Origin of the sequence: Chitinophaga varians (genome assembly GCF_012641275.1) — a bacterium.
Taxonomy (GTDB): Bacteria; Bacteroidota; Bacteroidia; order Chitinophagales; family Chitinophagaceae; genus Chitinophaga; species Chitinophaga varians_A.
In genome coordinates this window covers 1,621,755-1,643,525 of sequence record NZ_JABAIA010000002.1, presented here as the reverse complement: position 1 = coordinate 1,643,525, position 21,771 = coordinate 1,621,755, and the positions used below count along the sequence as shown (strand labels likewise).

General features: G+C 51.9%; 22 protein-coding genes. 14 read left to right on the top strand and 8 right to left on the bottom strand.

Annotated elements, in window-relative coordinates; translation table 11 throughout:
• Window positions 1-3 precede the first annotated feature (3 nt).
• Window positions 4-1,248: a glutamate-5-semialdehyde dehydrogenase gene (locus HGH92_RS21320; protein WP_211092684.1), complete on the top strand. Its 1,245-nt coding sequence runs from the start codon at window positions 4-6 to the stop codon at window positions 1,246-1,248.
• Between the two features lie 137 nt (window positions 1,249-1,385).
• Here HGH92_RS21320 and HGH92_RS21315 read toward each other — a convergent pair whose 3' ends face one another.
• Together HGH92_RS21315 and HGH92_RS21310 are read right to left on the bottom strand one after the other, a co-directional pair.
• Window positions 1,386-1,748, bottom strand: a complete 363-nt coding sequence (locus tag HGH92_RS21315) for a VOC family protein (protein ID WP_168872766.1) — start codon at window positions 1,746-1,748, stop codon at window positions 1,386-1,388.
• Between the two features lie 20 nt (window positions 1,749-1,768).
• Window positions 1,769-2,842 (bottom strand): class I fructose-bisphosphate aldolase, encoded by a 1,074-nt coding sequence (locus tag HGH92_RS21310; RefSeq protein WP_168872765.1) that lies wholly within the window; start codon window positions 2,840-2,842, stop codon window positions 1,769-1,771.
• Window positions 2,843-2,968: 126 nt separating this feature from the next.
• Here HGH92_RS21310 and HGH92_RS21305 point away from each other — a divergent pair, with 126 nt between their 5' ends.
• Window positions 2,969-3,859 (top strand): NAD-dependent epimerase/dehydratase family protein, encoded by an 891-nt coding sequence (locus tag HGH92_RS21305; protein ID WP_168872764.1) that lies wholly within the window; start codon window positions 2,969-2,971, stop codon window positions 3,857-3,859.
• 2 nt (window positions 3,860-3,861) lie between these two features.
• Here the strand turns inward: HGH92_RS21305 and HGH92_RS21300 are convergent, their stop codons facing one another.
• Window positions 3,862-4,035, bottom strand: coding sequence for a hypothetical protein (locus HGH92_RS21300; RefSeq protein ID WP_168872763.1), 174 nt, complete (start codon window positions 4,033-4,035; stop codon window positions 3,862-3,864).
• A gap of 102 nt (window positions 4,036-4,137) precedes the next feature.
• On the opposite strand from HGH92_RS21300, the gene HGH92_RS21295 reads away from it, so the two are divergent.
• Window positions 4,138-4,725, top strand: coding sequence for a histidine phosphatase family protein (locus HGH92_RS21295; protein ID WP_211092683.1), 588 nt, complete (start codon window positions 4,138-4,140; stop codon window positions 4,723-4,725).
• Window positions 4,726-4,779: 54 nt separating this feature from the next.
• Here the strand turns inward: HGH92_RS21295 and HGH92_RS21290 are convergent, their stop codons facing one another.
• Window positions 4,780-8,154, bottom strand: coding sequence for a M43 family zinc metalloprotease (locus tag HGH92_RS21290; protein WP_168872762.1), 3,375 nt, complete (start codon window positions 8,152-8,154; stop codon window positions 4,780-4,782).
• Window positions 8,155-8,628: 474 nt separating this feature from the next.
• Window positions 8,629-10,143: a glycoside hydrolase gene (locus HGH92_RS21285; RefSeq protein ID WP_211092682.1), complete on the bottom strand. Its 1,515-nt coding sequence runs from the start codon at window positions 10,141-10,143 to the stop codon at window positions 8,629-8,631.
• A gap of 281 nt (window positions 10,144-10,424) precedes the next feature.
• Here HGH92_RS21285 and HGH92_RS21280 point away from each other — a divergent pair, with 281 nt between their 5' ends.
• The 6 genes from HGH92_RS21280 (at window position 10,425) to HGH92_RS21255 (ending at window position 15,168) form a co-directional block, all read left to right on the top strand.
• Complete coding sequence (locus tag HGH92_RS21280) at window positions 10,425-11,177, top strand: glycoside hydrolase family 16 protein (protein ID WP_247654992.1); 753 nt, start codon at window positions 10,425-10,427, stop codon at window positions 11,175-11,177.
• Between the two features lie 178 nt (window positions 11,178-11,355).
• A complete protein-coding gene (locus HGH92_RS21275) occupies window positions 11,356-11,784 on the top strand; it encodes a MarR family winged helix-turn-helix transcriptional regulator (RefSeq protein WP_168872760.1) in 429 nt (142 codons plus the stop codon).
• A gap of 8 nt (window positions 11,785-11,792) precedes the next feature.
• Window positions 11,793-12,401, top strand: a complete 609-nt coding sequence (locus HGH92_RS21270) for an isochorismatase family protein (protein ID WP_168872759.1) — start codon at window positions 11,793-11,795, stop codon at window positions 12,399-12,401.
• Window positions 12,391-13,755: an MFS transporter gene (locus HGH92_RS21265; RefSeq protein WP_168872758.1), complete on the top strand. Its 1,365-nt coding sequence runs from the start codon at window positions 12,391-12,393 to the stop codon at window positions 13,753-13,755. Before HGH92_RS21270 ends, HGH92_RS21265 begins: the two co-directional genes overlap by 11 nt.
• Window positions 13,756-13,803: 48 nt before the next feature.
• Window positions 13,804-14,520 carry a hypothetical protein gene (locus tag HGH92_RS21260; RefSeq protein ID WP_168872757.1) on the top strand — a complete coding sequence of 239 codons (717 nt, stop codon included), beginning with the start codon at window positions 13,804-13,806 and terminating at the stop codon, window positions 14,518-14,520.
• A gap of 75 nt (window positions 14,521-14,595) precedes the next feature.
• Window positions 14,596-15,168, top strand: coding sequence for a dihydrofolate reductase family protein (locus HGH92_RS21255; protein WP_168872756.1), 573 nt, complete (start codon window positions 14,596-14,598; stop codon window positions 15,166-15,168).
• On the opposite strand, the gene HGH92_RS21250 is transcribed toward HGH92_RS21255, so the two are convergent.
• From HGH92_RS21250 to HGH92_RS21240, 3 genes are all read right to left on the bottom strand, one after another.
• Complete coding sequence (locus HGH92_RS21250; RefSeq protein ID WP_168872755.1) at window positions 15,115-16,095, bottom strand: S41 family peptidase; 981 nt, start codon at window positions 16,093-16,095, stop codon at window positions 15,115-15,117. The two genes, HGH92_RS21255 and HGH92_RS21250, sit on opposite strands and share 54 nt — an antisense overlap.
• A gap of 78 nt (window positions 16,096-16,173) precedes the next feature.
• Window positions 16,174-16,956 (bottom strand): helix-turn-helix transcriptional regulator, encoded by a 783-nt coding sequence (locus tag HGH92_RS21245; protein WP_168872754.1) that lies wholly within the window; start codon window positions 16,954-16,956, stop codon window positions 16,174-16,176.
• A gap of 12 nt (window positions 16,957-16,968) precedes the next feature.
• Window positions 16,969-17,964 carry a GlxA family transcriptional regulator gene (locus HGH92_RS21240; RefSeq protein ID WP_168872753.1) on the bottom strand — a complete coding sequence of 332 codons (996 nt, stop codon included), beginning with the start codon at window positions 17,962-17,964 and terminating at the stop codon, window positions 16,969-16,971.
• Between the two features lie 135 nt (window positions 17,965-18,099).
• On the opposite strand from HGH92_RS21240, the gene HGH92_RS21235 reads away from it, so the two are divergent.
• From HGH92_RS21235 to HGH92_RS21215, 5 genes are all read left to right on the top strand, one after another.
• Window positions 18,100-18,585, top strand: a complete 486-nt coding sequence (locus HGH92_RS21235) for a VOC family protein (protein WP_168872752.1) — start codon at window positions 18,100-18,102, stop codon at window positions 18,583-18,585.
• A 28-nt stretch (window positions 18,586-18,613) separates the two neighbouring features.
• Window positions 18,614-19,018: a hypothetical protein gene (locus HGH92_RS21230; RefSeq protein WP_168872751.1), complete on the top strand. Its 405-nt coding sequence runs from the start codon at window positions 18,614-18,616 to the stop codon at window positions 19,016-19,018.
• Window positions 19,015-19,623: a dihydrofolate reductase family protein gene (locus tag HGH92_RS21225; protein ID WP_168872750.1), complete on the top strand. Its 609-nt coding sequence runs from the start codon at window positions 19,015-19,017 to the stop codon at window positions 19,621-19,623. Before HGH92_RS21230 ends, HGH92_RS21225 begins: the two co-directional genes overlap by 4 nt.
• A gap of 191 nt (window positions 19,624-19,814) precedes the next feature.
• The gene (locus HGH92_RS21220) at window positions 19,815-20,357 is read left to right on the top strand and encodes an RNA polymerase sigma factor (protein ID WP_168872749.1); all 543 of its coding nucleotides are present in this window, start codon (window positions 19,815-19,817) and stop codon (window positions 20,355-20,357) included.
• Between the two features lie 182 nt (window positions 20,358-20,539).
• Entirely contained in the window at window positions 20,540-21,658 is a 1,119-nt protein-coding gene (locus HGH92_RS21215) for a FecR family protein (RefSeq protein WP_168872748.1), read from the top strand.
• Window positions 21,659-21,771: the final 113 nt, after the last annotated feature.

Sequence of the window (21,771 nt, the reverse complement as noted above, 5' to 3'; positions counted from 1 at the left end):
ATCATGACGATCCAACCCCTTTTAGAGAAGGCCCGGCAGGCCACAGTGTCTATCCGGACACTGCCCGACGCGCAGAAACAGGCACTCCTGCAACAGCTGTCCCGTACCCTGTATGAAAATATCCCCGCTATCATGGCGGCCAACCAGAAGGACCTGGACCTGATGCCGGACGAAGATCCCAAGAAAGACCGGTTGCTGCTCAATGCCCCGCGCATTCGCGCCCTCGCCGCCAGCCTGCAGGACATCGCCAGGCTTCCGGACCCGGCCAATCAACTGCTGCTGGAAAACCATCTCGACAACGGGCTCCTGATACAGAAAAAGACAGTGCCGCTCGGCGTGGTAGGCGTCATTTATGAGTCCCGCCCCAACGTCACAGTAGACGTAGCGGCGCTCTGCATCCGCTCCGGCAACGTATGCGTGCTGCGCGGCGGCTCCGATGCCATCCATACCAACACCATCCTCGTATCCCTGATACAGGAAACACTGCGTGCTTTTAATACCGACGAAAACGCTGTGCAGCTGCTGCCCACTGACCGTGCGCTGGTCACTGAAATGCTGACGGCCTCTCAATATATTGACATCATCATCCCGCGTGGCTCACAGCAGCTGATCGACTTCGTTCGTCAGTACTCCCGCGTACCGGTGATAGAAACCGGCGCCGGCGTATGCCACACCTATGTGGAACGCTCTGCCAACCTGGAACAGGCGGCAGGCATCGTTACCAACGCCAAGGTATCGCGCCCCTCCGTGTGCAACGCACTGGACACCGTACTGGTAGACGAGCCCGTGGCCGCCAGCTTCATCGCCCTGCTGGCGCCACAACTGGCAGCCCATGAAGTGGACATCTATGCAGAACCGGCCGCCTACGCGCTGCTGGAAGCACAACAATACCCGCACCTCCATAAAGCGCAGCCAGAGGATTTCGGCCGCGAATTCCTGTCGCTCAAATGCTCCATCAAAATAGTGCCTGATACAACAGCTGCACTGGCGCATATACAGGAATTCTCCTCCCGCCACTCGGAAGCCATCATCTCCCGCGACCCTATCATCAGTGAACAGTTCCTCAATACCGTGGATGCCGCAGCTGTATACGTCAACGCCTCCACCCGTTTCACAGACGGCGGCGTATTTGGACTGGGCGCCGAAATCGGCATCTCCACACAGAAACTGCATGCACGCGGGCCTTTTGCCCTCGAGAAACTGGTAACGGAGAAATGGTTTGTGTATGGCAGCGGACAGGTGAGATAGAAGTTTAAGTGGCCCTGCGACCTGGACTATATTACAGATGCGTGGGTCAACTAACCTACGGAAAAAATAAGGCTGCCCTGAAAGCTGTTATGCTTTTAAGGCAGCCTGTTTAACGATAGCTATTTATACGATGGTTTTTATTTTCCTACAGCTTCTGTCCCAAACGCGAGGATATTCCCATCCGCATCTTTAATAGCAAAATCTCTCATGCCATATTCGCGGTCATTGGGTTCTACGATCACCAGTGCGCCTTTAGCAGCGATGTGCTGAAAGTAGGCATCCACTTCATCACAAAAAATATACATATTTCCTTCGCCAGTGGCCTTCCTGTTGCCTATCAGGTTCGGGCCGGACAATTGCAACAGCACATTGCCATACTTCAGGCCGGCGATCGCCCCATATTCAAAATCAATGGAAAAACCCAGGGTATCTACATAGTATTTGATAGCAGCAGGCAAATTGCTGACAGAGAAGATAGTAGCCGAACATTCCGGAGTCATCGTTAATTATTTTACAGACATTAAGCGATTGTTACTTCCTGGTTCAGGTACACGTCCTGAATGGCATTTAATAAAGCCGCACCATCCTTCATTGGCCGCTGGAAGGCTTTACGGCCGGAGATCAGTCCCACGCCGCCGGCTCTTTTATTGATCACCGCTGTCCTTACGGCATCGGCGAGATCAGCGGCACCTTGTGAAGCGCCGCCCGAGTTAATGAGGCCCATACGGCCCATGTAGCAGTTAGCCACCTGGTAACGGCAAAGATCGATCGGATTATTGGAGGTCAGTTCAGTATAGATACGTTCATCCAGTTTACCATAGGAGGAGGTGCCGGTGTTCAGTGCTTTGTAGCCCCCATTTACCTCCGGTAGTTTTTGTTTGATGATATCCGCCTGGATGGTCACCCCGAGGTGATTGGCCTGACCGGTGAGGTCTGCTGCCAGGTGGTAGTCCACATCTTTTTTGAAGGCATCGTTGCGGAGATAACACCACAGGATGGTGGCCATTCCCAGCTCGTGGGCCAGTTCAAAAGCCTGCGCCACTTCCACCAGCTGCCGGTCGGCATTGTCGGAGCCGAAATAGATAGTGGCGCCCACTGCCGCGGCGCCGAGGTTCCACGCTTCCTGGACAGTGCCATACATCACCTGATCGGCTTTATTCGGATAAGTGAGCAGTTCGTTATGATTGATTTTAACGATGAACGGAATGCGGTGCGCATACCGGCGCGATACGGAAGCCAGCACCCCAAAGGTGGAGGCGACGGCATTGCAACCGCCTTCTATGGCCAGTTTCACTATATTTTCAGGATCAAAATAAGCGGGATTTTTAGCGAAGGAAGCGCCCGCGCTGTGTTCCACGCCCTGGTCTACCGGCAGGACGGACATGTAACCAGTGCCAGCCAGCCGGCCGGAATTAAACAGCTGCCCCAGGCTGCGCAATACCTGCGGATTGCGGCTGGAAGGCTGATAGATACGATTGACCGTATCCGGTCCCGGCAGATGCAGCATGTCTTTGGAGATGGTCTTGCTTTCGTGTTGTAAAAGTATATCGCTATCTTTACCCAGCAACTCACTGATATTTTCCAAGGATAACATAACAGAATCTTTTTTGGTTAGACTTAAATGTAAGGATTTAATCCCGCACAAAAACATCGCCAGGAAAATTCTGCCGGACACTCGCTTCTACCATATTTGATCATCCATCTTTTAAAGTAACAACAGATGAAAACAGTATTTATGACGGGTGTCACCGGTTATATCGGCGGCTCCGTGGCGGCCCGGCTGCTGAAAGCAGGTTACAAGGTCAACGGACTGGCAAGAAATGAAAAAGACTTCCCGGCGTTGACAGCGGTGGGCATTCAACCAGTGGCCGGTTCTCTTGATGATGAAGCGGTCATCGCGCGGGAAGCGGCAGCGGCAGACGCAGTGATCAATACCGCTTCAGCCGACAACCCCTATGTGGTGGCCACTATCCTCGAAACGCTGGCCGGCACCGGTAAAAAATTCGTCCATACGTCCGGCTCCAGTATTGCCGGTGATAAGGCCAGGGGCGCTTATGCCAACATCGAACCATTTACCTTTATCCCTAAAAACCCGCGACTTGAAAAAGCGGCACGGGTAGCCATTGACAGGGCGGTACTGGCGGCAGAAGGCCACTACAGCGTCATATGCCCGACCATGATCTATGGTACCGGCACCGGCATCAAAAAAGATTCGGTACAAGTGCCCATGCTAACGGAAGCCGCAAGAGAAGCCGGGCATGGCATTCATATCGGCGCAGGCGAAAACCGCTGGTCTAATGTACATATTGAAGACCTGGCCGACCTCTACCTGCTGACGCTGGAACAAGCGCCTTCCGGTAGCTTTTATTACGCGGAAAACGGTATTCATTCCCTGAAAGAAATAGCTACCGCTATCAGCAAATCGCTGGGCTTCGGCGGAAAGACAGCGTCTATCACGATAGAAGAGGCCATCCGCCGTTGGGGCATAGAGGGCGCACATTTCGGACTGGGGTCCAACAGTATCGTGTCTGCTGTGGCTGCACGCAGCCTGGGCTGGTTACCGGTACACAACAACCTGTTGTCAACGATCGTTCAAAGCGAACGCGACTAAAATTAATAGGGCCGGGGCCTCTCCCGCTCCGGTCCTTCTTCCTGTTCTTCGGATACGGTTTCTGTACCTTCAAAAGCTCCGCCGGAGCCATCGTGTATAATGACCGGCTCTTCCGGCTGTGTTTCGGTATTATCAGGCTTTGGACTATTCTCAGCGGGTATGATCATTGTTTCCATATGTCAAAATTATGGAATATCCCTGCGCTTTCCACCTCCTGAGGATGAATTTACCACCTTCGTTGTTTATCTTTGCTACCCTAAAAAAACGAGCAGACATTTATGGTGACCCGTATTGCAATTATTCGTCATGGTAGCACATCCTGGAACAAAGCCGGCCGACTGCAGGGATATTCTGATATTCCGCTGGATGAAGAAGGTCTGGAACAGGCCCGCAAACTGGGATCACGGCTCGCCGGACAGCCATGGGACATCGTCTGCTCCAGCCATCTGATCCGCGCCCGGCAAACAGCAGCCGTTCTCGCCGAACAACTGGGCATCGACACCATCTGGCAGGACACCCGCATCGGGGAAGCCGGCGGCGGACTGATAGAAGGCACCACCGAAGAAGAACGACTGGAAAAATGGGGACCCGACTGGAAATTGCAGGACCTCGGCATGGAAACCAATGCCTCCGTGCTGGAAAGAGGCATGTCTTTTCTGAATGAACTCATCGCCACAGAAAAAGGAAAACAAATTATCATCGTCACCCATGGCAGCTTTATCCGGCAAATGCTGGCCCATCTCCTGCCCCACCTGCCGCCACCGCCACCCATGAAGAACACGTCTATCACCCACCTGGAACTGGCAGGCGATAAATGGGAATGCCCGCTCTTCAACTGCGTGGAACACCTGGAATCCGCATCATAAAAAAAGGCGCCTCATCTGTTGATGAGACGCCCGGTATAATTGGTTAGTCAGGAACTACTTCACCACTTTCACGCTGATGCGCTCAAAACCACGGGAGATATCTATCAGATAAACACCAGATGGCAAGGTGGAAAGACTGTTCACCTGTATTCTGTTCATGCCTTTGATCACCTGCTCCCTTTGCTCTTTCACGATATGGCCATCGAGACCATATAACCGGACGATCACCGGACCATTCCAGACAGACTGGAAATACAATTGTATACGGTCATCAAACGGACTGGTAGCCGTCAGCACCGGTTTATTTACTGCCTCCTTCATCGTCATCAGGGAAGAACCACCGCTCACATTGACTTTATAGTCCTCTACTTCTCCCTGGTAAGCATCTATGCCACAGGGTTTCACGTTGCTGCCATAGCCCATGCGTACGCGCATCAGGGTTGGACCTGTTTTCGCATTGGCAGGCACGGTGATGGTCTGGCTAAACGGACCGCTGCCACGTTTCACGTATACTTTTTCTGTAGTGTCGTTCAGCTGTTTGTCCCCATTCCAGTCTATCCATACCGCTACGGAAATGTCAGGCCAGTATTCCACGCCCAGGTTGACCTGCAACTGATAGGACTGTCCGGCTATCACATTCGCGGACAACGCGGTGAAGTCTTTGTAGCCGTCCCATTGTGAACTGTTGTCCAGGTTGGCGAAGCGTACGCGTGTGATGGTATTGTAATTCAATGCCGTGCTGGCAGTGCAATAGTCCTGTACCCGGAGACCGGTGTCCTGCGGCGGCGTGGATGACATCTGGCCTGCCTTGATACTGCCGCCCGGTAATGTATTGTAAGCATAGTCCATCAGCGTATAGCTGGTACCGTTAGCGTTGACTTTAAAACGGAACCACCCATAGAAGTTTTCACCACCGGAAGAGAAAGTGAATCCTGCATAGGCTGTCTGGCCTTTCCATGGCGTATAAGCCGTCGTTACCAGGTCATGCTCGTTAGGATAATCACCACCCGCCACAAAGTTGGACGAATCACTGATGACCGTACCGGCCGCCAGCATCGCGATGTTCCTGGTGGCGCCTACCGTCACTATTGGTTTCTTATAGGTTTCCAGCCGCAGTTTACCGCTGTCGGACCACAGGCCGTAAGCCGCATCCGCGTTGTTATCCACCAGGAAGTAGTACCAGTTGTTGGTAGCGTTAATGGTGTAAGTGGTATCGTTTACGTCCACGTATTTGATCTGGAATGGATCGCGGAAGCTGATGCTGAGCTGTTTCTGGCTGCTGTCAGGCGTTTGCGGGGTACTGAACGCCGCCTGCAGGAACGTAATGGTAGCGGTAGTACTGTTAGCCGCAGCGTTGCTGGTGGCTTTACCGGTAAAGGTTAAACGCGCCGTGGTGTTATTCAGTGCGGTCAGCTGCACACTTAATCCGGCCGGCAGATTGCTGACCGTATAATGCGTGTTGGCAGTAAAGTTGCCGGAGCTGATGGCAAAGGTATTGCCCAGTATTCCTACTTCAGCCGTATCCGTTATAGCGCCGTCATTGGAAAGCGCTTCGCGGAAGGCTGTCCTGGACCAGGAAACGGTGGCCTTACCGGCATCACCCGTTCTAATGCTGCCGTTAGGCGCCTGGTTCCATGCATAGTCTTTGATGGTATAACTGCTGCCATCAGCAGCTACGCTGATGCGCATCCATCCATAGCGGGGTTTTCCGCCCATAGTGAACTTCAGGCCAATATAGGCGGTCTTGCCCGCCCATTTGGTATAGGTAGCGCTGTAAATATCGTGTTCATTGGGATAAGCGCCGCCCACCACAAAGTTGGAAGTATCGCCGATCAGCGTGTTGGCTGCCAGCGGTGAGATATTAAGCGTAGTGCCTTCGCAGACAGCCGCTTTCTGATAGGTTTCGAAGCGCAACTTGTTATTATCGAACCAGCCGCCGTATTCCGCATCACCGGCGCCGAAGCTGATGTACTGCCATGGATTGCCGCTGGTGATCGTAACATCGGGATAGTCTGTATAAACGATCTTATAGGGATCGAGGAAGTGGATACCGAAAACTACGTAGCTGCGGTACAGTGAGCTTACACCGCCTTGTATGGCGGCATTCAGGAAAGTGATTTTTACACTGTCGTTGTTGTTGGCCACCGCGTGCTGACTGGCGTTGCCGGTAAAAGTCAGTATAGCGGTTTTGCTGTTCACCACCTGCACCTGCGCCGTCAGACCAGCGGGCACGTTCTGTGTGGTGAAATGCGTACCTGCTGTGAAGGTGCCGCTGCTGATGGCAAACTGTGCGCCGCCCAGCAATTTCAGTGTATCCGTTCCCGTAATAGCGCCGTTGTTCACGTCACTTTCGTTGAAGAGCGTAAAATTAGGCACCAGCCTTTTTACGGAATCAGGTAATAAGGTAGCGGCCAGGTTGGTGGCGCTCCACAGGTTGCTGCGTTGGGCCACGTTGCCTGTCAGCGCCGCCAGCATACGGTCGCGCTGTCCTACCGTGAACATTTTGGCACAGGAGGAGTAGTCCATATAGTTCTCAACGTTCGCTACAGATCCGCACCAGTTGGCGTTGAGGTTACAGCCACCGAAGTTGGACTGTGTAGGCGGCGTGTCATCCACCTCATCGCCAGGGGCGGTACAACCGTTTTCAAAAGTGTGCTGCAGGTTGAGGAAGTGCCCCACTTCATGTGTCAGCACCCTTTTCATATTGGGCTGGTTGTTCTCTGAGCTGCCCACACCGGGAGCGCCCAGGTAACGCCAGTTGTACACAACACCATCCAGGTGATTGGAAGCGACCCAGTCGTCGGGCAGATAGGTCCATCCGGAATTGTTGTACACCCCTTTCTGTTCCACCTCGCTCACAATCCAGATGTTGAGGTATTTATTGCCCGGCCAGTAAGAAATGCTTTTTACAGCAGAGCCGGTACCATCGGGGGAACGGCCGTCCAGGTCATTGTAATGGTAGGTGACCCCGTTAGTGGGATTTCCCTGCGGGTCAATGTCCGCTAAGCGGAAAGTGATATGCAGATTAGCCGCCAATCCGATAAAACGCGGATCGATAGATGAATAGTCTGCATTGAGCAGGTTATAATCCTGATTGAGGATATCGATGGCGGAGCGGATTTGTTCCATCGTCACCTTATAGGGGTTTACCGGGTCATTGATGTGAAACACCACCGGAATGGTATACTGCACAGGTCCTGCCAGCGCGGCTCTCTGCTGGCGCATAACGGCAATTATTTTTTTGATCTGTGCTTCCTGGTTGATGGCGGCCTGCCGGGAAGCGGGATGTTTTTTGTACAGGTCCTGCATGGCTTTTGAGGAAGTACAGTGATCGGGAAGCGGCGGAAGTCCGGGCTGCTGGGCATTAACCCCATAGCCGGCCACCAGACATAACAAGAGCGTTATTATCTTTCGTGATAAAGGTGACATATAATTGGTTTAAAATGTGGACACAGTAATTGCTATCCGCGGCAGTACGCCGCAGCAACATGTGTAAATAGCAGTAATAGCCGCACGTGGCAGCAGGAAATGGGTAGACATAGACACGTTGTGCCTTTGACAGAGGGAAAAATTCTATTTCATAATGTGGTTTTTTTTATGGGTTGAAAATGGCAATTCAGGATAGCGTAAACCCGGCAATACCGGTGAGGGCCGGGCATCGGCAAACAAGAGCAGATTGATTCTATTTGGTTGATATCACAGGCGTCAGGTCCTCGGTTTGTGCTCTACATACAACAACGTTACGAATTTAACGGAGTATGGATAAACCGGATGCCATGAAATTGATGAGTTATAGGCGGATATTAACCGGGTTAAAAAACGGATAGTGGTAAGCGTTAGATGAATATAAAATCCCAGGGCTAAAGCCCTGGGAATGATAAATGAATTTTCTGCATTAATAAATTATTGCGCGGTCCCTGTAAACGTAATAACGCTTGCAGGCGGCACTACCACTACAAAGCTACCATCAGCCTGTGCTGCTACCGGTGCGCTTTGTTGCCAGTGAGTGGTGGTATTATCGGCAGTCAGGTAAGAAGTGATCTGATTGCTGGCGAAGCCCGACAGTTTAATACGGGTACGGGTTTCAGCGCCGCCCGGGTTCACCACTACCACGCTGAATTTGCCGGTGGCCGGATCTTTCCAGGCTGATACCTTCAGGGTGGAGTTGTTGGCCAGTGCGGAATTGAACCGATAATACCCGGCATGTACGAACCTGGAATATTGTCCCATTACGTCATAGGTTTTAGGGTAGTCCAGTGAGCCGTCACTATTGGTGCATATCAGCGATTCGTTATTCCGGATGGCCAGCATTCCTAACCAGTACACATAGGCGTTCACGTTACATTCTGCCAGGAACTTGTGCATGTTGATGGCGAGCTTCAGGCCGCCGGTCATGGTGGCGTCATATACACCGCTGTCATCGCAGGCCTCTGTTACCCATGTAGGACGGTTGCCGGTGGCGTAGTTCCATGTTTGCGGGTTTTGATTCAGTCCGCGTTTGCCCAGGATCAGGTCTCCGATCTCCACATAACCGTGTCCGGCGAGAATATCGACTTTGCTTTTGTCCATACCGGACAGGAAGCTGTTGGCGGTGCCCCATGCGGCGTTTTCAGAAGAGATGATTTTTACGGTGCTCAGTCCTTTGGCGTTTAAAGCAGGACGGAGATTGTTGGTGATAAATTCTCCCAGATGTGAGGCGGTCCAATAGGAAGCAGGCCAATCGGAGAATACGTTCTCCGGTTCATTGCTCGGTGATACCGCGTAGAAGTTGACGCCTTCGTTCTGATAGGCTTTGGTGAAGCCGGCCACGTAGTTGGCGAAGTCTGTGGAGCAGCAGCTGTAGTTAAGGCCGTTGAAGTTTTTGGCGCTCTCCTGGGAGGTGTTGTTTTTCATGGACAATGGCGGCGTCCAGGTGCTGGCGATCATAATAGGCACCTGGTAGCGCTCTTTCAGTTTCTTCAGTATCCAAAGCTGCGCCAGTTGCGCTTTCTGGTTACCGTTAAGGGCCTGGTACGCAGCGCTGGAAGCGTCCATGTCGATGGTAGTACCTGCCGGCTGGATTGTCACCGTGCCGGTTGTTTTGTCGAACGGATAATGGTACATCACTTCACCACGTACGATATTCAGCTGCAAACCGTCAGCGCCCCAGAGCTGTTGCATGATGGTGTCGCGCTTAGGCGACTCAAAGAAAGGCGTGGCGCGGCCGGCAAACGCGCCGAAGCCTTCTATGCGCTGATAGGTGGTGCCCCAGTTCAGGGTAATGTTGGCAGTGTCGGTGCTGACTGCGGCAGCTACCACCTGATTAGAGAGTTTACCGTCGGCAGCGGTCTTCAGGTCGTCCCGCATACTTTTGGAACATGCAGAGGCCAATACCATGGCCAATAAGGACAAGGAAATTCCTGGCAGATTTTTTTTCATTGTTACGAGGGTTTGGGTTTTATGGAAATAGGGTAAAGTGAATTACAAGTTTAAAATATCTATACTTTTCCAAAAATTGTTCACTGGCGCCGACAGTCAAAACACAGGTATCTATCTGCTTCTTTTTTAAAAATAGCGATTATTTAGTTAACAAAAACTATACTTTTACAAAAAGGATAGTGATAACACAAATTTAATCGTCTATTAATATGTGAACCATGAAATGCATTCTTCCATCTCTATGCCTTCTGGCGGGTTTATCAGCATGCCGGACAACCCAGTTGCCAGTACCTGCGTACCTTCAAAAAAATGCGCGTTCCCAGCAGCAATGGCAGCTGATATGGGAAGATAACTTCAACGGCTCTACGCTGGATACTACCAAGTGGACACGCATCCCACCCAACGGGGCCGACTGGGGCAAACACATGACCAGCGATGACCGCTGCTATGTCCTGAAAGACGGGTACCTGTACCTCCGCGGTATCAATAATCCCGACACCACGAAAGACCCGAGACCCTTCCTGACCGGCGGCATCTATAGCAAAGGGAAATTCGCTTTCCAATACGGGAAAGTGGAAATCCGCGCTAAGCTGGAATGCGCCCAGGGCGCCTGGCCCGCTATCTGGATGCTGGCAGAAAACAATAAATACGGCGCCTATCCCCGCAACGGAGAGATCGACATCATGGAACATCTCAACTACGACAGCATCATCTATCAGACCACGCACTCCTATTATACACTGGACCTGAAACAGACCCAAAATCCTCCCCACGGCGGTACAGCGGCATTGCTGAACAATGAGTTCAATGTCTTTGGCATCAACTGGTCCCCGGATAAGATCGTATTTCTCATTAATGGCAGGGAAACATTCACGTATCCACGGGTGGAAGGCGTAGACCCGTCGCAATGGCCTTATGATCAGCCTTTTTATTTGTTGATTGATCAACAGCTGGGCGGCACCTGGGTCGGTAAGGTAAATCCGGATGATCTGCCTGTGCAGATGATTGTGGACTGGGTGAAGGTGTATCAGTAACTTCATGAAAGCAATCATACAGAAAAGGTCAGGGTATATATCCTGGCCTTTTTTTATTTTCCAGCCTTCGGCTGATGAATACCTGGTTTTTTATTTTTTTTTGGCCAATAAAAATTCCCGGTGTAAATTTGTAAGGTAAACTTATTAGTTTTACTACATAAAAACTCACAATATTAATATGGACAGTTTCGCCACCGCCTCTTCCTTACGTCTTAGCATCTCCAACCTCAACAAGCGGCTGCGCAAGCAGGTATATTCCACAGAAGGGTTCTCGCTCAGCGAGTTATCAACACTTTCCTATGTATACCAGCAGGGCGCCATGTTTCCGTCAGAACTGGCAGAGCTGGTAAAGGTGAAAAACCAGTCCATGTCGCAGATACTTAACAGCCTTGAAACGGGAGGGCTCATTACCCGCACACAATCGCCGGAAGACAAGCGTAAGATGAGCGTGACCATCACCCCCAAAGGGAAAAAGATGGTAGAAAAAACCCGGCATGAACGGGACGAATGGCTGGCCGAAGCGATTGAACAGACATTATCGAAAGAAGAGAAAAAATTGCTGACAACGGTACTGCCGCTGCTCAACAAAATTGCAGACTATAAATAAAGGAAACCATGATCACGCGTATCGACAAAAACACTGCCCTCGTGCTCATTGATTTACAGACAGGCATTTTCAGCCGTCAAACGGCGCATCCGGTGAAAGACGTTATTCACAACGCTGCTCAGCTGGCAGCGGCCTTCCGCAAAGCGGGCCTGCCTGTGATAGTTGTCAATGTAAACCCCATCGGCTCGCCTGCCATGCTGGTACGTGCTGATGTCAACAACGGACTGCCTAAAGATCCCGCGGCACAGCAGCAACAGCTGGAAGCCATGAAAGCCGGCGGCTTCTTCGACATCGCGCCGGAAATTAACGTGCAACCGGAAGACATCCGTATCACCAAAGGCACATGGAGCGCTTTTCCAAATACGCCATTGCTTGGCATCCTGCGCGAACGCAACATCACCAACATTGTGCTGGCAGGCGTTTCCACCAGTATTGGCGTGGAAGGCACCGCCAGAAGCGCCAACGAAAACGGATTCAATATCACCTTCGCCACCGACGCCATGACAGACACACAACTGGCCTGCCACGAAAACAGCCTGCATTACATCTTCCCCCGCATCGGTGAAACAGGTACCACAGCAGATATCCTGCATCATCTGAATTTACGTGAAAAGTAAAGAACGTATACCCGTCGGGTTTATCACTCCGCTGGTGCTAGGCACCATGATGAACCCGCTCAACTCCACCATGCTGGCCACCGCGCTAACGACCATCTGCCAGTCCTTTGGCCGCAATATCAGCGACGGCGCCCTGTTGATCACACCGCTGTACCTCACCTCTACCATCGGGCAACCGCTCATGGGAAGACTGGCCGACCTGTACAGCCCTAAAAAAGTAAACCAGCTGGGATTCCTGCTGGTGCTGCTGGCCGGTATTACCGGCACCGTAGCACCTACTTTTGACTGGCTCATCGTGTCCCGTGTGTTATTGGGCCTTGGCACCTCTGCCGCCTACCCTTCTGCCATTGCGCTGGTCAACCGGAGATATGCAGCGGCCGGCGAAGCGGTGCCCGGTGGCGTACTGGGCATCATTGCCGTGTCCGGCCTGGGCAGCATGGTACTGGGGCCGGCACTGGGAGGCCTGCTATCAGAGACATTCGGCTGGAAAGGCATTTTCTTCATCAACATTCCCTGGGTACTGGTATCACTCTGGCTGGCAAGGGCGTTGCCCGACACGCCGCCGGCAGCACCGGTCAGTATCCGGGAACTGCCGCAGAAACTGGATATCGTCGGCATCCTGCTGTTCAGCGGTATGTTGCTCAACCTGCTGTTGCTGTTATTGCACCACTCCTTTTCACCCGGAGGCACGCTGCTATTAGGTATGTTGTTAACATTGCTCATCCTCTGGGAAAGAAAACAGGACAGCCCTTTCATAGATGTACGTTTATTTGTGCAACAGCCTTCGCTGCTGCTGGTATACCTGAGTGCGATGGCCACCAGCTACGTGATGTACCTGATGTTGTTTTCCCTGCCACAATGGATGGAGCATGTAAAACAGATTTCGCCCGCACGTACCGGCCTTTTGTTATTGCCGATGTCATTAGTGTCTGCTGTCGCAGGCTTACTCATCTCCCGGCATAACAGCCTGCTGGTGAAAAACGTGGCCGGCGTTGGTTGTATGATCGCCGCATGTGCGGCCCTGTTCTTCGTTCACGCAGACATACCGATATACCTGTTGACCGGCATCACCCTGCTGGTGGGCCTGTCTACCGGCATCAATCCTATTGCCAATCAGGCATGGCTACACGAAGAAGCGCCGGCAGGACGCACCGGTGTTTCGTTTGGGCTTTACCGTACTTTCGGTTATATCGGCGCGATTGTATCCGGGTCACAAATGAAAACATTGTACCAACAGGGAGTGACAGACAACAGTTTTCACACCGTAGTATGGTTCACCACGGCCAGCTGTGTGCTGATGGTCTTACTGCTGCTACCGTCCATCAGCCGGAAAAAGGAGCTGTCATTGCGGTAGTCATTTATTTTCTTTAGTTTGGCGGCATTCAATCATTATCCTGATAAGATGAAGCAAAACATTGCCCTGGTTGTTTGGTTACCCGCCATATGCCTGATGATAGTCACCGGCTGCCATAGCCGTCCGCAAAGTACCGGTACTAACGATACCGCACAAACGACATCCCCTGAAACAGCTGATACCGTGCCGGCAGCGCCACCACCAGATATCGCCGCCACGGACGGGCCGGTGCGTTACAACGTATTTATGTGCGCCGCCACCGGCGATCTCAACAAAGACAATATCAGCGATTCCGTGGTAGTGATGCACGACACCACTTCCGCCGAAAAACCCTACCGCCTCCAGGTATTATTTGGCCGGCCCGATGGCCAATACCAGCTGGCAGCGACTTCTGAAACGGCGATACTGCCGGACGGCGGCGCTGGCGCACACGACGCCATCAACCTGGATTCTGTCCTCGTCAGCAAGGGCGTGCTTACGGTGAGGATATCGCTGCTGCGCGGCATGGCGGAGTACCTTTACCGCTACCAAAACCAGCGGTTCGAATTGATCGGTTACAGCCGCAACGAATCCGATGGCCAGGGCATGCTCGTCAGCGAACAGTACAATCTCTCCACCGGCCGCTACATCCGCTCTACCGAGGCGTATGACGGGGAAGACAGGCCTACGGCACATACGGACACCATCATACCTATCCGGCCGCTGCCGGTCATGGACACGCTGGTGCCGTTTGAAACCTATCACGCAAAATATATCCTGTTCTAAGGTTTGACGGATTCACACCCTGTCAAAAATATTATTAACCTGTAAGTTTGTATCAGCACCCTCAAAACCATTACCATGAGAAAGCTGATATTGCAAATGCAGGTGAGCGTAGACGGCTTCGTGGCCGATACCGACGGAGATACCGGCTGGCTGGTCAGCGACTGGGACCAGCCCCTGAAAGATTATGTACTGGCCCTTACCGCCCCGGTAGATCTTATCCTGATAGGCCGCAAACTGGCCCACGAATTCATTCCTGCGTGGTCTGCCCGCGCCGGCGATCCCGATATCGCCGACGTATATACGCATCGCATGAATGACCTCGACAAAATGGTCTTCTCCCGCACACAAACGGAACATGGCTGGAAGAACACGGTGCTTGTGAACGAAGACCTGACCGAAGAAGTAGCCCGGCTAAAAAAATCCCCCGGAGGCGATATTATCACCTACGGGGGAAGCAGTTTCGCCGCCAGCCTTATACAGGCACATCTGATCGACGAGTTTCATTTATTCGTTAATCCGGTGGCCATTGGTAAAGGCCAGTCTATTTTTCATCTGCTGGACCAGCATTTGCCCGTAAAGCTGGTCAGCGCCACATCATTTTTGTGCGGTATCGTTGTCCTTTTTTATCAACCCCAGTACCGCAGGTAAGTCCTCTTCCCGGTTAGTGGTGACAATGTCCGGCTGTACGCCTGTCAGCTCCCAGCTGTGGTCCGTGCCCGGGAATACCGGCGCCGCTACAGACACCGACAGCAGAAAGCGGTCGTTCGCCGGATAAACTTCATTCATATGCGCACCGCCGGCAGAGCGCTGTCCTACGATCACCGCCCGTTTCAGGTGTTGCAGTTCAAAAGCGATGGCCTCTGCTGCAGATGCCGTATGATCATTGACCAGGATATACAACGGCTTCTCATAAGGTTTGATACCGCTCAGCGCCTGGGCTTTCATCAACTCATTTTTTCCATCCCGGCTTTTCACTTCCAGCAACGGGGTGCCGTCTTTTACAAAATACCCTTCCAGCACCAGGCCGACAGCGCTGCCGCCTCCCCCATTGTCGCGCAGGTCCAATACCAGCGCTTTTGTATGCTGCACGAATACCATCGCGGCTTTCAGTATGTCCACGCTGTTGGGCGACAGGTTAATTTCTGACAAGCGGATATACCCGACAGCGCCAGGCAATATCTTCGTCTCCGCAAAACCGAAATTCATATTGACCGCCCTTTCATCGTAATGAAACGGGTCTTTAGCGCTATCCCCCTTTGCCGGCGGCGCTTTCAGCTCTTTGATCATCTCCGGGTTGTAGCGCAGGAATACATGGCCGTCTTTCACGGTCTTCCGCAGGAGGCCGGTGACAGCCCTGGCAAAGACATGCACGCTATCTGTTCCCTGCGCCAGTTGTTTTTCCTGTTGCAGCAGCGCCGCTGCCAGTGTTTTGCCTTTATCGGGATACACATAATGCTGTTCCAGCAGTTGTGCCGCCTGCCTGATCACCGCCTGTTTTTCAGCGGGAGTTACCATTTGCCCATAGGCTGTTGACAGGCACAGGCCAAACGCCATCAGGGCATACCATTTTTTCATGTTGACATCGATTAGTACCACAAAGCTACTGTTCGGCTGAGGGCCAAAATTGCACAGAATTAGCGTGGGTGGAAAAAATTACAACTTACGGAAAGCACCAGGCAGGTAGCCCGTGTATTGTTTGAAATTGCGGATAAAATGGCTTTGGTCGAAGAACCCGCATTGCAGGGCGATAGCGGTAAGCGATTGTTTTTTATCCCGGACCAGTGCCAGTGATTTGCCCACTTTTATTTTCCGGAGATACTCGGCCATAGTGCCCTGAAAATACACCGGGAAATATTTGGAGAGCGTTACCGGATGTATCCCGATTTCTTCGGCCAGGAGGTTGAGCGAGAGCGGAGCATCCCAGCGGTCATGCAGTAATTGTTGCAACCGGGCCACCCATGAGGGCGTTCCCTTGCCAGCCCTGACCGGCGGGCCCCAGTGTTGCAGCAAGATCGTATGTGCCAGCGTATCATGTCCCGGCAGCAGCGTACATTCTTTATACAGGTTCAGCACGGCCAGTTGCAGCGCATGTTCAGGCAGGGTGTCCCAGCTGCTTTCCGGCAGCCCGTAGGTTCTCCAGAAAGCAGGTTCCACTTCGAGATTGAGATTTCGGGAAGGGTGCAGTGTTTGCAGGTTGCGGTGTTCTTCACCGGAGGCATAGCGGACCAGTTTGCCGGGTAGCACCTCCTGCTGGCTGAAGCGGCGGTGTTCAAGGTTACCGCCTTCCAGCACCAACGAACAATGAGGATTGGCGTGGTGGTGCCATTCTTCCGACACGGCGGCATGGTATACTGTTTCCGACAGGATGATGCCGGAAAGATGGTAATTGACTTTGTTTTTACCCAGAAAGGTGCCGCTGCCGAGTTGTTCCATCATACTGTAACGTTACTAACGTCTGCTGACTTCCACCGCCGCTTCTTTATTGTATTTCATGCGGTAGTCTGCCGGCAGCATGCCCGTTAGTTTTTTAAAGATAGCACGAAAAGCCTTACTGTCAGAATATCCCACTTCGTACATCACCTCATTGATGTTCATGCGGCTGGATTCCAGTTTCTTTTTAGCCGCTTCCATGCGTACCCGCTGGATATATTCCAGTGGCGTATTGTCCGTCGCCTTTTTAAAGCGGCGTACAAAGTGGCGGCGGCCGATGGCGAAGCGGTCGGACAGTTCCTCTACCGAAATACGCTGGTGGATATTGGCTTCAATATATTCCTGCGCCTGGCGGATGGGGGCGTCTTCATGTTTCTTTTGCCCGCTGAACATGGTAAAGGGCGACTGGCTGGTGCGGTCTATGTCCAGGGCGTATACTTTAGACGCCATGATAGCTGTTTCGCGGTCGGTGTATTTCTCCACCAGGTGCAGCAGCAGGTTCCAGTAGGAATTGGCGCCGCCGCTGGAGAAGAGGCCGTCCTGCTCCGTTACGATGCGGCCATTGACCAGCTCCACTTCCGGGAAGAGTTGTCGGAACAGGTTGGCCGAGGCCCAGTGACTGGAACATTCGAGGCCGTTGAGCAGGCCGGTGGCGGCCAGCATAAAAGCGCCGGAACAGAGGCTGGCCACATCTGCGCCATTTTCTTTATATTGGTGGATGATCCAGGGGATGAATTCCCTGTTTTTATATAAGGTAGCTTCAAAATCCCCGGCGATAGCCGGGATAATAACCAGGTCTGTACGTTTTACCTCTTTCAGCATTTTATCGGTGTGTACGCTGAACAGGCCATTATATTGTTTTACCATGGGCGTGAGGCCCAGCAGCTGCAGTTTAAAGGCGGGCGGCTTGCCCGCATCTTCGAGAAAGCCATTGACGCCGTTGAGCATCATGTGAGGATCTACAATACTGGCCATCACGGCGTCATTGAGCACTAGGATGGATACATGTTTCATATGACCGGTGGTTTATACTTAAAGTTAAGGATATAAAAAGTCGCAAACTACCCTACGAATGTCTCTATACCACCCCATCCTGTAGCGGGCAGCGGAGTAACTTTGGTTCAGAACATCACACAAAATGCAACAATTATGAAAAACGAGCAAAAAATTACGCCTTTTCTCTGGTTCAATGACAATGCAGAAGATGCTATCAATTTTTACAAAGGTATTTTCAAAAATGCGGAAGTGGGAGGTATCAACCGTTATCCCGCCGGCGCGCCGCTGCCTGAAGGCACCCTGATGACCGCCACTTTCCAGCTGGAGGACCTGTCGTTCGTGGCCCTGAATGGCGGACCTCATTTCACTTTTACTGAAGCGGTTTCTTTCGTGATTTCCACAGAAACGCAGGAAGAGACCGATCATTACTGGAACAGTCTTATTGCTGACGGCGGCCAAGAGGGGCAGTGCGGCTGGCTGAAAGATAAGTTTGGCCTGTCGTGGCAGGTGGTCCCTACCCTGTTGGCCCGTTTACTGGGGGCGGCAGACCGTCAGAAAGCAGGCCGTGCCATGCAGGCCATGATGGGCATGAAGAAGCTGGACATGCAGGGCTTACAGGACGCTTTTGACGGAAAATAACCCTTCTTTCAAGTTAAATACAGCTTATATGATACGCCTTATTGTAGCCATTATTACCGGTATGGTGGTGATCACGTTGTTATCAGTCGGCACCGACCATATTTTCCATGTCACCCATGTATACCCTCCTTACGGCGTCCCGATGTTTGACGCCGGACTGTTATTACTCGCCACCGCGTACCGGTTTGTTTACCAGGTGCTGGGTTCCTGGCTTGCCGCCGCCATTGCACGGTCGCGGGCCTCTGCCGCCACCTGGACCATGGGCATTGTCGGGGTGGTGATGTGGATCGTTGGCATGATTGCCATGAAGGGCGCCGGTCCTGCCTGGTACCCTTTGCTGGGCGCAGCGTTGTCTATACCCAGTTCATTGCTGGGGCGGCAGATTTATTATGCCCGTCACCGCCGGCAAAGTAAACATCTCAATGTAGTATGAGGAAAGTAATAGTATCGATGAACCTTTCGCTGGACGGGTTTATGTCCGGCCGGCAGCGGGAGCTGGACTGGCATCTGGCCAGCTGGGGCGCTGACATGAGCGAGCGGCTTACGCGGGACCTTACCGGGGCAGACACGCTGTTGCTGGGCAGGAACACCTATGAAGCCATGGCAGCCTATTGGCAGCGGGTGGAGATAGATTCCTTTTTTCCGCGGGAAGATATAGCCTATGCCGTGATGCTGAACACTACGCAGAAGGTGGTGTATTCGCGGACGCTGAGCGTGTTGCCGTGGAGCAACAGCCGGCAGGCGAAGGGTGATCTTCGGCGGGTGGTGGCCACGTTGAAGGAGCCGCGGCCTGGTCCGGAGAAGAACATTCTCGTATATGGGAGTGGGCAGCTGGTGGGCGCATTAGGTGATCTCGGGCTGGTGGACGAATACCATCTTTGGGTACATCCGGTAGTGTTAGGCCAGGGTATGCCGATGTTTTCCGGCGGGCCTGACAAGGTATCGATGACGCTGGAGCAGATGCAGACGTTCCGTTCCGGGGTGGTCTGGTTCAGGTATATTGTCAACAAAAATCCGTTTCTCCCCGTCACGCCATAAGATTCATTTCAGCTTAAACCAGCCACCATGGCTGGTTTAATTTTTTGTATCCCCGTTTCCGATACCCCAAACCATTCACCCATTTTTTTGAATTAACGTTTGCTTTACAACCGCCTCATTTTCGTACACGTTCCTTGGTTATAAGTGGCACCATTTAAATTTATTCAGCCACCCCAATCAGTTAATTGCATATGAGTTACCATGAATTAAGTGACAGTGATCTGGTTGCCGGTTATAACAAGGGCATCGTTGAATGTTTCACAGAGATTTACAACCGTTATTGGGCGATTCTGTACCGTCATGCGTTGCGGATGCTTCGTGATGAGTGTTCATCCCAGGACGTGGTACAGGAGACTTTCCATTCATTAATTCGTCATGGCAGTATCCAGGAAACGATACCATTGCGGTTGTTCCTGTATACTACGGTGCGTAACCGTATTATCAATAACTACCGCCGGGAGAAGGTGCGGGAGAAGTACCTGTCTTCGTTGAGGAACCATGTTTGCGCATCGGAGTGTACGGAGATACAGGTACGGGAGCGGGAGTTACAGCGGCAGATAGAGGTGGAGATCTCGCGTTTACCGGAGCGTATGCGGCTGACTTTTGAGCTGAGCCGCAAGCAGCATTGTGATTACAAGACCATTGCTGAGCGTACCAGTACATCTACCGAGACGGTGCGTAAGCAGATCCACAATGCCATCAGGATCTTGCGGACGAAGCTGAGTTACTTCTAAGCGATTTCTTAACGCCGTGTAAAAACAAAATGCATTATTCACAAAAAGTTAAAGATTTCATAATCTCACTCCAACTGACTTGTTAGCTCTGCGTATTATATATATGAAAGGTTAACAGATTGTCAGTATCCCTTTCCTTTTTGAGAAGTCAATGTGAATGTATTATCTAACCAGAATTTTGTATGAGCGACCAGGAAACCAAAGATTTATTGGACCGTGTGGAACGAGGTGATTGCACGCCGGAGGAGAAGGCACTGGTAGAAGACTGGTACCTTGCACTCTGCCGGCAGCAGGAACCGGTGGCGTATGATGTAGACTACGCCAGGATCAAACGGGAGATCTGGGCCAGGTTGAAGATAGGCAGGAGCGGATCACCCGGTGCATGGTACCTGATGGCCGCGGCGGTAGCTTTTATGTCTGTATTGTCTTACACCATGTATATGCAGACAAGCGACACCGGCCGGCAGCAGGACAGGATGATGGCCGCTATCCGTCCGGGCGGCAACAAAGCCATGCTCACATTATCAGACGGCACGCAGGTGCCGCTGGGCAATGCGCCGGACAGTATCCTGGCAGCGCCCGGAGTGGTCGCACAACAAAACAACACAGGAATTTTGAATTATTTCAATACCACCAGGCAACCATTAAAACTATCGGGAGACCGGCCTGTGTACAATACGATCACCACCCCCCGAGGTGGTCAGTACCAGGTGGTCCTTCCTGATGGCAGCAGGGTTTTCCTGAATGCGGAAAGTAGTATTACGTACCCTGTACCTTTTACAGGCGCTACGCGCCGGGTCCAATTAATTGGCGAAGCATATTTTGAAGTAGCAAAGAATCAACAGCAACCTTTTATTGTCTCCAGCCTGCAACAAACTATCAAGGTGACCGGCACGCATTTCAATGTATGCTGTTATCTCCACCAACCCGACATTACTACACTAGCAGAGGGCAGTGTGGAAATCACGCCCCTCTCCTCATCCACGACCCACCCACTAAAGCCTGGTCAGCAAGCTACCCTGATTGGTAACGACATTGAAGTAAAGGCAGTCAAAGCCGAAGACGTCACCGCCTGGAAAGATGGATTGTTTGTATTTAACGGTACCCCTTTAAAAGAAGTTCTTCAACAAATTGGAAGATGGTACGACGTTGAGTTCACCTACAGCAACACCCTCACGAACAGCAAACGATTTGACGCTGAAATCCCGAGGAGCTTAAACCTCCTGCAAGTCATCAAAATCATTGAAACGGGCAGTAAACTACAATTTAAGATAGACGGTAGGAAAATCAACGTTCAGTAAAACATCAACCAAACGTATTAACAACAGTCAAAAACGCTTACTAAAAAAGAAACCGGAAGTGGTTGCAACACTCCCGGCAGGATTGAATTTCGTAAAACACTTGCGCTAACAAT